This is a genomic window from Mycoplasmatota bacterium, assembly GCA_018394295.1.
In the GTDB taxonomy this organism is placed as follows: Bacteria; Bacillota_I; Bacilli_A; order Haloplasmatales; family Haloplasmataceae; genus JAENYC01.
Genome location: CP074573.1, coordinates 1,406,384 through 1,419,571 on the forward strand (window position 1 = coordinate 1,406,384; position 13,188 = coordinate 1,419,571).

General features: G+C 27.0%; 10 protein-coding genes, 1 pseudogene and 1 riboswitch. All 11 genes and pseudogenes read right to left on the bottom strand.

Features of this window, described 5'->3' with window-relative positions:
• Positions 1–34 precede the first annotated feature (34 nt).
• Positions 35–610: a histidine phosphatase family protein gene (locus KHQ81_06505; protein QVK19336.1), complete on the bottom strand. Its 576-nt coding sequence runs from the start codon at positions 608–610 to the stop codon at positions 35–37.
• A gap of 181 nt (positions 611–791) precedes the next feature.
• Positions 792–964, bottom strand: a riboswitch (cobalamin riboswitch).
• 397 nt (positions 965–1,361) lie between these two features.
• Positions 1,362–3,941, bottom strand: a complete 2,580-nt coding sequence (gene adhE, locus KHQ81_06510) for a bifunctional acetaldehyde-CoA/alcohol dehydrogenase (protein ID QVK19337.1) — start codon at positions 3,939–3,941, stop codon at positions 1,362–1,364.
• Positions 3,942–4,393: 452 nt separating this feature from the next.
• Positions 4,394–5,065 (bottom strand): HD domain-containing protein, encoded by a 672-nt coding sequence (locus KHQ81_06515; GenBank protein ID QVK19338.1) that lies wholly within the window; start codon positions 5,063–5,065, stop codon positions 4,394–4,396.
• 161 nt (positions 5,066–5,226) lie between these two features.
• Positions 5,227–5,764 (bottom strand): annotated as a pseudogene (locus KHQ81_06520) (leucine-rich repeat domain-containing protein).
• Between the two features lie 15 nt (positions 5,765–5,779).
• Positions 5,780–5,920, bottom strand: a complete 141-nt coding sequence (locus KHQ81_06525) for a hypothetical protein (protein QVK19339.1) — start codon at positions 5,918–5,920, stop codon at positions 5,780–5,782.
• Between the two features lie 209 nt (positions 5,921–6,129).
• A complete protein-coding gene (locus KHQ81_06530; protein QVK19340.1) occupies positions 6,130–6,981 on the bottom strand; it encodes an ornithine carbamoyltransferase in 852 nt (283 codons plus the stop codon).
• A gap of 151 nt (positions 6,982–7,132) precedes the next feature.
• A complete protein-coding gene (locus KHQ81_06535) occupies positions 7,133–8,083 on the bottom strand; it encodes an SDR family NAD(P)-dependent oxidoreductase (protein ID QVK19341.1) in 951 nt (316 codons plus the stop codon).
• Between the two features lie 125 nt (positions 8,084–8,208).
• A complete protein-coding gene (locus KHQ81_06540; protein QVK19342.1) occupies positions 8,209–9,357 on the bottom strand; it encodes a patatin-like phospholipase family protein in 1,149 nt (382 codons plus the stop codon).
• Positions 9,358–9,402: 45 nt separating this feature from the next.
• On the bottom strand, positions 9,403–10,242 hold the full coding sequence (locus KHQ81_06545; protein QVK19343.1) for a putative ABC transporter permease: 840 nt from the start codon (positions 10,240–10,242) through the stop codon (positions 9,403–9,405).
• A 237-nt stretch (positions 10,243–10,479) separates the two neighbouring features.
• Positions 10,480–12,249 (bottom strand): leucine-rich repeat domain-containing protein, encoded by a 1,770-nt coding sequence (locus KHQ81_06550; GenBank protein QVK19344.1) that lies wholly within the window; start codon positions 12,247–12,249, stop codon positions 10,480–10,482.
• Positions 12,250–12,351: 102 nt separating this feature from the next.
• Positions 12,352–13,116: a nucleotidyltransferase domain-containing protein gene (locus KHQ81_06555; protein QVK19345.1), complete on the bottom strand. Its 765-nt coding sequence runs from the start codon at positions 13,114–13,116 to the stop codon at positions 12,352–12,354.
• Positions 13,117–13,188: the final 72 nt, after the last annotated feature.

Consider the following 13,188-nt stretch of genomic DNA (forward strand, 5'->3'; position numbering starts at 1 on the left):
TTAATAAACTAAAAGTTCAAATAAACTATTTTTTTCATTGAAAGATCTCGTAACCAATAAATTTACCACCTTCATATTCTAATACATAACCTAAACCGTTTGGTATTTCCCATTCAAAGAAGTTTCTAGATTCATCAATCAGTGTTGACATGATGACTCTTATTACACCACCATGAGTCATAAATAATGAATCACTTTTTAATGTTTTTACATAATCTAAGAAGTTTGTGATAACTCTTTTCTTAAAATCTTGATAATTCTCACCATTTATAGGCGTTATATTAAAATGATCATTAATCCAAGATAAGTAATTTTTATTATGCTTAAGATCTTGATAGGTTAATCCTTCAAAATCTCCAAAATTTATTTCATCTAAAAAGGGTAATAACTCTTTGATATTAACATTTTTACCATATATCACTTCTAGTGTTTGCTTAGTCCTATTTAATGAAGAAGCATATAAATCAATATTTTCAGGATAATTAGTATATTTTTTTACTTCTAATATTTCAGATATCCCCTTTTCTGATATATCAATTTCATTTTTACCAGTGTATCTTTTTTCTTCATTTGCTTTTGTTTTGGCATGTCTAAGTAGGTAAATTTTCATCATTAACTCCTTTAGTTATTTAATAACTATTTTACTAATGCTAATCAATTTAAAATGTTTTTTTTAATGTTTACATCAAGCAATTTAAACAAATAAAAAAAGTCATACCCCAAGGAATATGACTTACATACTAAAGTTACCAAGCAAAAAAAACTTGTTTATTATAAATCTCATTACCCAGGAGAATAATTTGTGTAGTGGTAGGTCTACCGGCTTAACTTCATCCTACTTTGCGCCTTCCCGATTTCTCAGTGACTAAATGCATTTCGTCTGTATCACGGTTGCTGGGACAGCTTGAGCTTCAAACTCAATTCCCTGTTATGTCCTTAGGACACCATTACATATATTCAGTTGATTAAATCTTATCATTACTAATAAAAATAGTCAATAACATGTTACCTTATATTGTACTTTTTTACAATTGTCTTTTACTCTTTCTCAACAAAGAAAAGAGTACATTTATTATCAAAATGTACTCTTTAATATTATTCTCACATAATTATTTACCTAAGATATCTTGAAGGTTATAGAAGTCACCTAAATATTTTTCTATAGATAATTTATATCTATCTTGCATTGATAAACAAGTGTGCGAGCAACAAAAAAAATTCTTCTTAATCATTTGTATTTGCTTGTATAGAATTAATAATTCTTTTTATAATAACCAAATTTTAAATAACTCTAACATTAAATTATTTAATTTAAAACATGAACCTAATATGGAAATATTAGGTTCATAATTCTTAAAAAATTATTTATATGATTTTACTAAAATACTTTCTAATTCTTTAATTAATGGGTAGCGAGGATTAGTTGTTGTACATTGATCCTCAAAAGCATTTGTTGCTACTGCTTTTACCTTAGACATATATAGTTTTTCATCAATACCACATTCACTAATAGTAGCTGGACTGTTAATTGATTTTTTAAGATCATTTACCGCTTTAATTAAACTATCAACACCTTCTTGTGTTCTTTTTGCAGGTAATCCTAAATATTTAGCAATTTGACAGTATTTCTTATCAGCAATAAATTTTTCATATTTAGGGAAAGTAGTAAATTTAGTTGGTTTCTGAGAGTTATACTTAATAACCTCTGGAAGTATTATCGCATTAGCACGACCATGAGGGATATGGAATTCTCCACCAAGTTTATGTGCTAATGAATGGTTTACTCCTAAGAATGCATTTGTAAATGCCATTCCAGCGATCGCTGATGCATTATGCATTTTTTCTCTCGCTTCAGCATCATTTAATCCATTATTATAGGCTCTTGGTAAATACTTGAAGACTAATTCAATTGCTTTTATAGCTAATGCATCTGTATAATCACTTGCTAAGATTGAAACATAAGCTTCAATAGCATGAGTTAATACATCAAGTCCTGTATCAGCTGTAATATCTTTTGGCATCGTCATACAGAACTGAGGGTCAATAATCGCTACATCCGGTGTTAATTCATAATCAGCTAGTGGGTATTTAATATTTCCATTTTCCTTATCTGTAATAACACTAAATGCAGTAACTTCGCTTCCTGTTCCTGAAGTTGTAGGAATTGCTACAAATTTTGCTTTTTTACCTAATTTTGGATAAGGGAATGAACGTTTTCTTATATCTAAGAACTTAAGTTTTAATCCACCAAATGATGTTTCTGGATGTTCAAAGAATAACCACATTCCTTTCGCAGCATCAATCGCTGAACCTCCACCCATCGCTAAAATACAGTCAGGATTGAAACGTTTCATTTCTTCTACACCATTTCTAATGGTTTTAAAACTTGGATCTGGTTCAACATTTGAGAATACTTCGATAGCAACACTTGAATGTCTTTTTCTTAAGTAATATAAAGCTTTTTCAACGTATCCTAGTTTCACCATTACTTCATCTGTAACAATGAATACTCTTGAAATATCACGCATTTTTTCAAGATATTGAATTGAATTGTATTCAAAATAAATTCTTGGTGGTACTTTAAACCATTGCATATTCGTACGTCTTTTAGCGATTCTTTTCTTGTTAATTAAGTTTACACTACTTACATTTGATGTTGTTGAGTTTCTACCATATGATCCACATCCTAATGTTAGTGATGGCATATTAGTGTTATAGATATCTCCAATTGCCCCTTGAGAAGATGGTGAATTTACAATAACTCTACCAACTTTCATTGCTTTACCATAAGCTGTACATAAGTCTTCATCAGTTGAATGAATTACTGCTGAATGTCCTAATCCACCAATTTCTAACATTGTTCTAGCTGCTTTAAATCCTTCATCATGATTATTAACAACATAATAAGCAAGAACTGGTGATAATTTTTCTTTTGAAAGTGGTGCCTCATCACCAAACTTAGTTAATTTTGCGATTAATATTTTTGTATCTTCGTTAACCTTAACGCCAGCACTTTTTGCGATATCATAAGCACTTCTACCTACAACACTAGCGTTTAATCTTTGTTCTGGGAACATAAATTCCGTCACTTTTTGTGTTTCTTCTTTAGTTAAGAAATGACAATTATTACTTTTCATAAATTCTTCAAATTGCTTTGAAATTTCTTTATCAACAATAACTGCTTGTTCGCTCGCACAAATCATTCCATTATCAAATGTTTTTGATAACATTAAATCTGTACATGCTCTTTCAACATTCGCAGTTTTTTCAATATAACATGGTACATTTCCAGGTCCTACACCAAGCGCTGGTTTTCCAGCACTATAAGCACTTCTCACCATTCCAGATCCCCCAGTTGCTAGTATTAAAGATATACCTTTGTGATTCATTAACATATTTGTTGCTTCAATAGATGGTGTATGTACCCATTGAATACAATCTTTTGGAGCTCCTGCTTTTACTGCAGCATCTCTTAATACTTTCGCTGAAGCTACAGAACATTTTTGAGATGAAGGATGGAATGCAAAAATAATTGGGTTTCTTGTCTTAGCACTAATTAATGATTTAAACATTGTTGTAGATGTTGGATTTGTAACTGGAGTAACTCCTGCAACAATCCCGATTGGTTCTGCAACCTCAATATAATCTTCTAATGGATTTTGATCAATTACACCTACAGTTTTTTGTTTCTTTATTGAATGCCATATATATTCAGTAGAAAAGATATTCTTGATGACCTTATCTTCAAAAACGCCTCTTCCAGTTTCCTCAATTGCTAATTTTGCTAAGTCCATATGCTTATCAATTCCTGCAAGCGTCATTTCATGCACGATTGAGTCTACTTCTTCCTGACTTAGCAACATATAGTCTTGAAGTGCTTTCTCAGCATTATTTACTAATTCATCAATCATATTTTCAATGTTCACAGTTTTCTTTTCCATTTAAAATACCTCCTTGAATTTAGTTTGTATTTATTTTCACAAGTAGTTTAACACAATTTTTTATCATCTTCAATTGGTTTGACATATGAAAACGTTTTGAATTTGAAAAAAAATTCACAAACTTTAAATTACTTAAATAGCCTCTATAGACTATGAATGTATGTTTAATACATTTTATTTTTTTACACTTTTTAAAATAAATTCCTTTTCATTAGATATTTTTTCATATGCTGAAATTCTAAACCAATATCTGGATTTTTTATTTAAAATCATTACAAAGAACTACTTTAAACCATCAAAAAAGAGCACATAATAAATTCTTATTAATGTGCTCTTTTAATTTATATAAATACATAATAAGACCAAAAACATATCATTTATGAGTCAAGAAAAAATATTGAAAATAATTATTCTTTAACCTAAAATCCAAAATGTCTTCACCGCTAGTTCACTTAAGATTCATCTACTCCTGGTACAATAGTAATTTCTAATTGCTTTAAATATCTTTTATAGAATTGAATTTGAAATTTAACATTTTCCTTAAACCATTCATCTCCAGATTTTGTTTTTAAATGAAAGGTATCATAAAGATTTTGTAAACGTTCTATACGTTTTAGAATACGATCTTTTTCTTGGTTGACTGGAAAACTTCCATTTCTATAATCCCAAGCCATTTGTTGATAGATTCTATAAGCACTAAAACGATCAATATTATCTGCATTAGTTACAATTTCAGCTTCTATTATATCCTCATATTCATAACCAGCTATCCCATCTACATGTACTGCAATTGAATAACAAATATCATCTATTTCTTTTTTGGTTAAATTTAGTGTCTCTAAAAAGCTTCTAGCTACTTTTGCTGATTGTCTTCCATGATCAATATTTTTTTCACAATCATATTTTCCTACATCATGTAATAAGCATCCAAGGGTAACTACCCTTTTATTAGCGCCTTCTCTTTCTGCAAGCTTTATTCCAACATTAGCTACTCTTAAACTATGTTCATACCTATATTTAATTTCTTCAACTGGTATTGGTTTTGCATCTATCGGTAATCTTTCATTTGCTTCATTTAAATACATGTATAAGAACTTCTCTGTCTTTTTAATTATTTCTTTCATTCTTTCACCACCTATGTTAATTATATCTTTTTTGATAGAACCTATTATAGAAATCTATCTAATCAAAATTTCTACTACTATTGATTAATTATGTTACTCTTTATACGTGTGTTTTCTTCATTTTGTTTATTTTTAATCACCGTACCTATCCTTGTTATTTATTAATTACAATAATAATCCCAAAACTCGAAATTTTTTAGATTTGTTAAGTTATCTAGTGGTGTTTTATCCATTTTGGGATTATCATTCAATGATAAATCAGTGAGATTTGTTAAATTACTCAATGCTGTTTTATCACTTATTGGGTTACAATGTAACCATAAAATTTTTAGATTTGTTAAATTACTCAAGGGTGTTATATCCCTAATCCAATTTCCCCCTAAACTTAGATGACTTAGATTTGTTAAATTACTCAAGGCTGTTATATCCTTTATAAAATTACTCCATAAATTTAAATAAGTTAGATTTGTTAAATTACTCAAGGGGGTTATATTCTTTAAGATTTGTTAAATTACTCAAGGGTGTCAAATCATAGATAATATTTTTCGATAAATCTAATTCTGTTAAATTAGTTAATTTACTTAATGGTTTTATATCTTTTATATTATTATTACTTAAATCTAATTTTGTGAGATTTGTAAAATGTTCAATTCCTGATAAATCTATAATATGCTTATTTTTTAAATCTAAATAAACTATACTTTCATATTCTTCTTAAGTAATTAATCCAGTTGGTTTACCTATAGCACTTCTAATTTCTTTTTCAAGATTTGAATCAGCAAATATCTGTTTAGTACTACCGGTTAATGTTAAAATAACTACAAAAATAACAATCCATTTTATTAAATTTTTCATACCTTCCTCCCATATTTTCTGTTCAAAAATTTTCTATAATACTTTTACAATCAAGTTTTGTTTCCTTAGATGTTTAAATAATATGTAATTAATATTTATTTATAAATGATTTATGTAGACATGGTCATTAGGAATAAGAAGCCTTACTTATCATATCTCTTTGAATAGAATTAAACTTGATATATGTCCCCTATTTTGTTCCTATTTGATTATTTTGATTCTCCAAGACAATATATAATAATTGCTTGTTGTATATATAATAAGTCTTTCTTAAAATTGTGTCCAACAAAAAATTTAGATTCTATAACATCCTTACTTACTTCCTCATTTCTGTAAAAAGGCGGGCATGGATTTAATAATGAATTATTTTTTGTTTGCTTCATTCGCTTAAGTGTTATTTGGTATTTACTGATATAATCATTTGTTTTCAAATCTCTTGATATAGGATCTGTTAGTATAATATCACTTTTAGTTAAAATATTATCAAGGTCAATATGAAACATATAATTTTCATCATTTTCTTTTATTCTATTTTCAAGTGTACATACGTGATGAAATTCAAGATTCATCACTCTTGCGATTTCCATCCATGACCTTGAAATATTTCCATTTTCTCCAACGAAAGTATAAGTTAATTCTTTATAATCCTTTCTTAGTTTGCTTATTGAATACAAATCTGAAAGAATCTCACATGGATGATTAAATGAAGTCATTGCGTTAATAATAGGAATCTGTGAATATTTCGCAAGTTCGAAAAGTTTATTAATATCTTTATACCTAACAATAACACAATCTGACCAATTTTCCATATACTTAATAACATCTTCTAATTTCTCTCTTTTGTCAAGAGTTTCTGGTGGAAATAAGATAACTTGACCACCTAAATCATGAATACCTTTTTCAAAGGAAATTCTAGTTCTTATACTCGATTCAGGGAAAAATAATATAAATGTTTTTCCTTCAAGTATGCTCTGATTTCCTTTTGATTTTAGTTTATCTGCCAAATCAAAAATTTTTAATATCTGTTCTTGGTTTAAATCACTTATCCTTAATAAATCCATAGATGTTATCCCCCTCTCTATTTATTACCTATTAACAATATAATTCAATTATTTAGAAAAATCAACCCAATAGGTTTAACATTAGTAATACTGATTGAATTAATTCCATTGAGTAGACTATCAATCTTATTTTTTAAGATATAACAAAATATTAAGAACTATTAGATTCAGTTAACTTTACACATAATTCCCAAACTTTATCAATATTCTCTATCTTATCAGCATATTTAGGGTAAACACTTTTATCAAAAAATTGTTTGATATCATCTATTATACTATTAGAATAAAGTGATGATTGAACAATTTCTCTTTTATCATTAATCAGTTTACCTGTTATATCTTTGAATTCTTCTGATGTACATATATCCAAATAGATATCTGCCATTTCCTCAGGTAACAAACTAAACATATTTTGCATCTTCGCAATCATTCTCCATATTATTTTTAGCTTTTTTCTAGTCTCTTTTGATGTTTTTGTCGCAGGAATTTGAATCGAATTTACTTTAATATTATCTTTTTTTAATGTATCTGCCATTTTAAAAGTGAGCATTAATAAAGCCATTTTGGAATCTCCATACATTTTATAAACATTATATGGTCTACTATCTTTAAATTCTCCTTGGAGATTATCAAAATCTATTTTTCTTTTCGCTTCAAAAAAGTGTCTAATATTTGTGGTACAAGCTGTAAGAATTCTAGCATCATCTGATTTCTTAAGCTCGTCAATTAACATTTGTGTCATTAGAAAAGGACCTATTATATTCGTCGCAAATGTTAATTCAATTCCATCTGAACTTAGTTGATAGTTTTTTTCACCATAATTAAAATAAGCTGCATTATGTATTAAAATGTCTAATTTCTTATACTTATTTTTAAATGTCTTACAAAAACACTTAATTGATTTAAATGATGAAATATCTAATTCTATTAAATCTATATGACTATTTTTTGTCCTTTCAATAATCTCTTTTTGTACCTTTTTACTTTTTTCAATGTTTCTACATGCCATAATTACAGTAGAACCTGCTTCTGCAAACTTAATTGTTGCGGCCCTACCTATCCCAGAATTTGCCCCAGTAATTATCACTACTTTAGAATTCATCCATTCTCCTCCTCGTTTAATACACTTATAAGATAATAATATTAGGAACTTATAAAGAAAATGAACATATTTGTTACATGTCCACTTCTATTTTAAATCACTTAAATTAATTTAAATATGTATGATTATGCATGTAATTTCCTATATAAGGCATTCAAAATAACAATGATCGCATAATTTAATGAATTATTATCAATTTCATGACTATTTATGATTTTTAGAAATTCATAGAAATCATACTTAACCAGTCTTTCAACATCTAATTCTTTAGCGATGTATTCTGATATAAATAGTATAAAATCTTCATAAGTTTCTTTTTTACTTGAACTAACGATTTTAGACAGTATAGGGATTGCTTCTTCAAACAAAATGCGATGATTTAAACACTCTCGATGGATACTAAGTCTTGTTATTGTTTTAATTTCATCTTCTTTCAATGAATTTAAACAATAAAAGATCTCCTTTTCTGATGGTAAATTATAAAAATAATAATTAATTCCTTTTAATTTATCAAAAGCTTTTAATGCATCCAAATAGCCCATTTCCATATTAATTAATGATCTTTCTTTATTAAAATAAAGAAAACTTCCTAGTCTATTTGAAGGATGGATATAAGTAACATCAACACCACAATAACGTTTTAGCCTTTTAGGTTTCAAACTAACGGCGATGATTTCTTTATATCCTTTTTCAATAGCCATCTTAATAGGGAAATTATCATATATTCCACCATCAATAAATCGTTTATTATCCTCTTTATCTGGTGAAAATCCTGGAACAGATGCACTCCCCATTAAATAATATTTTAATTCTCCATAAGGGATATCTTCTAAAAATAATTTTAATGGTTTTCTTTCTGTGATTGAAAAAGTTACAAACCCAAAATCTATATTAGATTTCCTAATTATATCTTCATCTAAAAAATGATCAATCATTTGTCTAAGTGGAGTAATATCTATCCCTCTATCTTTTATGATTTTCTCCAAAGGTTGTTTAATCATTTTTAAATTTAAAGTTGAAAACCCTTCTTCACGAATCTTGTTAATTTCATCTAAAAGGTTCTCATCAAATTCAAAGACATTTTTCATTTTGATATTTGACCACATATTATAAGCTTCTTCATATTGGTTTTGAGCAAAAAAAGCACCATTAAGCGCACCAACACTTGTCCCAACAACCAAAGATACATCAACTTTCAATTCTCTAAGTGCTTTCCAAACCCCAATTTGATAAGATCCTTTGGCTCCACCACCTGATAATACTAATGCATACATTTTTCATCAGTCCTTTATTAAAAACTACTATATTTAAATATCACATTATTTTTTATTTTTATTTTTTCTATAAATACTTAATATATATTCATAACTCTTTGATGGTGTTTTTGGAAATTTTTTAAAGAATCTAGATATATTTTTAGATGTTTTCAATAATTGATTTAATTGTTGTATTTTATGTTCAAGAGATTTACTGGCTTTTTCTTCGTATTTTTCTTTAAAATAATTTAATTCTTTTCCAATTCCATCTTTTTTCCGTTGAATACTTGTATATATGTGTTCAAAGGCAGTATCCGATTTTTCTGATAATTCATTACTAATAAAATGAAGTTTATCAACAATACTACGAAGTTTAAACATATCTCTAAATGTATTTATATTATCTATCATAAATATAAAATAAAAACCATAAAGGATAAAATATAATACATTAGTAGGTAATAAATCATATACATTTTCAACAAATGGATTGACAAACCGCCAAAGGATATATCCACCAATACCAAATAAAATAGTATAGTCTAAAGCAATACGACCATTTAGATTAAATTTATGTTTACTATAATCCCACCATCTTGTTTTAAATATAATCTCTAAGATATATGATGTACAATACTCCCAAACTGCAGATACTAAGCTGATAAATAATATTTGACAAATAATTGTGATAAAACTATTATCGTTCATATTATCAAATATACCCATACTTAATATAATCGTCACACAAGCAAATCCATAGATAGGAATATATGGTCCCCTTAAAAAGCCTCGATTAATATATTTTTTTTCGTTAAATGATACATATGGTGTTTCCCATATCCACCCTATTAATGCATAAATCATAAATAAAAACAATATTTTTACTAACATTATTATTGTCATAAAGTAGTAAAAACTACCTTATTACTTCCTCCCTTACTACGATTGATATCAAATATACAATTACTATTTTATCATGTTTGGAAATAATTTACTATAATGAATTTTTGTTTATAAACCACAGTACTTTTATACTACAAATACACAACGAAGTCATAATATAAATCATGACTTCGTTTTTTTATAATATAGTTATGTATGATATTAATTTTAATTCTTAAAGAAATCACAATTATTTGTTTAATAAATATCAATTGAAACGCCTTTTCTTTTTAAGTACATAATCATCTTATATGCATCTGATCCTTTGGTGATATCAATTGAATTTTTACCTAATATTAAATGATAATTATTATGATCACTTAGACCAGATGTAAATGAACCATTATCAACCATTGATCTTAATATACTGATATCAGAAATATTATTTTGTGAAAGGTCTAAATATTTAAGATTAACTAAATTGCTTATGGGTGTTATACTACTTATTTGATTATACGATAAATCCAATTCTGTTAGATTTGTTAAATTACTCAAAGGGGTTAAATCACTTATTTGATTATACGATAAATCCAATTCTGTTAGATTTGTTAAATTACTCAAAGGGGTTAGATCCTTTATTTGATTATACGATAAAGTTAAATCTGTTAGATTTGTTAAATTACTCAAAGGGGTTAAATCCTCTATTTCGTTATTCCTTAAAGACAAATATGTAAGATTTGCTAAATTGCTCAAAGGGGTTAAATCACTTATTTGATTATTCGACAAATTTAATACTGTTAGACTAGTTAAATGACTCAAAGGGGTTATATCCTTTATTTCATTTTCCCATAAACTTAACAAGGTTAGATTTGTTAAATTTTTCAACGTTGTTAAATCAATTTTTATATTTTTACTTAAATCTAATTCTTTTAAATTTGTTAAATGACTCAAGGGTGTTAGGTCACTTATTGTATTTTCAGTTAAATCTAAATCTCTAAGGTTTGTTAAATTACTCAATGATGTTATATCAGTTATTTGATTATTCGACAAGTTTAATTCTGTTAGACTTGTTAAATTACTTAAAGTGGGTAAAACATTTATTGTATTATTTTTCAAATTTAAATCTTTTAGATTTGTTAAGTTACTCAAATATGATATATCACTTATTCCTGTTCCACCTAAATCCAATAAAGTTAGATTTGTTAAATTGCTCACTGGTGCTAAATCATTGATTTTATTACCCATCAAATATAACTCTGTTAAATTTGTTAAATGACTCAAGGCTGATATATCAGTCATTCCACTTCCCCATATACTTAATAAAGTTAGGTTTGTTAAATGACTCAAGGGAGTAAAATCACTTATTGTATTTCCCCCTAACCATAATTCTTTGAGATTTGTTAAATTGCTTAAAGGTGTTATATCACTTATTTGATTATATGGGGGACACATACAATTCGCCAAATATAATTTCGTTAGATTGGTTAAATTGCTTAAAGGTGTTATATCACTTATTTGATTTCTACATAAGTCTAATGTTTTTAGATTAGTTAAATTACTCAAAGGGGTTAAATCCTCTATTTCGTTATTCCATAAAGACAAGTATGTAAGATTTGTTAAATTGCTCAATGGAGTTAGATCTCTTATTCCATTTGTACCTAAGGACAATTCTGTTAGATTTGTTAAATTACCTAAGGGTGTTATATCCCGTAAAAAATTACTCTTAAAGTATAATACTTTGAGATTTTTTAATTTACTTAAAGGTGTTACATCTCTTATAAAAGTATAAGATAAATCCAATTCTGTAAGATTTGTTAAATGTTCAATACCTGATAAATCTGTTATATACTTATTTTTTAAATCTAGAGAAGTTATACTATCATAATCTTTTTGAGTGATTTTACCAGTTGGTTTACCTATAGTATCCCTTATAGCTTCTTCAATTAAATCCTCAGTCTTATGGCGACAACTTGTTAATGCTACAATAGCTATCAAATATATAGCTACAATCTGTATTACTTTCTTCATATATTTCTCCCCTTTTAAATTGTTATTTTATTTATAGAACTAATGTTTAATTTAATATTTATTATCAGCCATCATTACTATAAATGTTAGAATAATATGATTTTATTCAAAAAAATAATCAATACCTTTTATCAATAATTTATTTAATTTATCGTAGGTAACTAAATTATTTTTGAATAAAGAGACTTCCTGTTCAATCAGTTGAATTTGCTGTTCAATATATACATTTAATAATTCAATACGATTAATTGTCTTTTTCTCATTTGTTTTTATTTTCATATCAAGCAAAGTATTAATAATTGGTTTAAGTTCTCCCTTAAGAAGATCATCAACTAATGTAGAAAAGAGTATTGGAGGTACAGAATTATACTTTAAAATCCAAAGGGCTGCTAATATAGGTCTTAAAACATAAAAATACTTCTTAAAGACAACTTTTTCTTTGTTTCTAATATATTTTTCATAGTTACTAATACCCATATGTAAGTAATGGTATACCACAGATCGTGTAGAAAAATAATCCTTTGAAAGATCTTTTATATCTTTTAAAAAAGGTGTTGAATAATAAACGATAGGTGAATTAATCCACTCAAAAAGAGTTGGATTTGATGAAAACATTAATTTACATGTCTTATCTAAATCCCAACCGTTAATATCTAATTCCTCATTTAACATATACTCAATTACATCACGATTTTTATTAATTTTTAAATATTCATTTTTAGGTCTAACATAAACAAATCTGACATCATAATCACTATCTTCTGATGCAAATCCCCAAGCTCTACTTCCAGATTCAACTGCGAATATAATTTTAACATTTTCTTCTTTTTCAATATCATTAAGACAGTTTAATATTCTTTTTCTCATTATCTCATTCCTTCAATCCTCATCTAATTATTATAATAGTAAATTAAGACTTAATCTAATTATATCACTTAT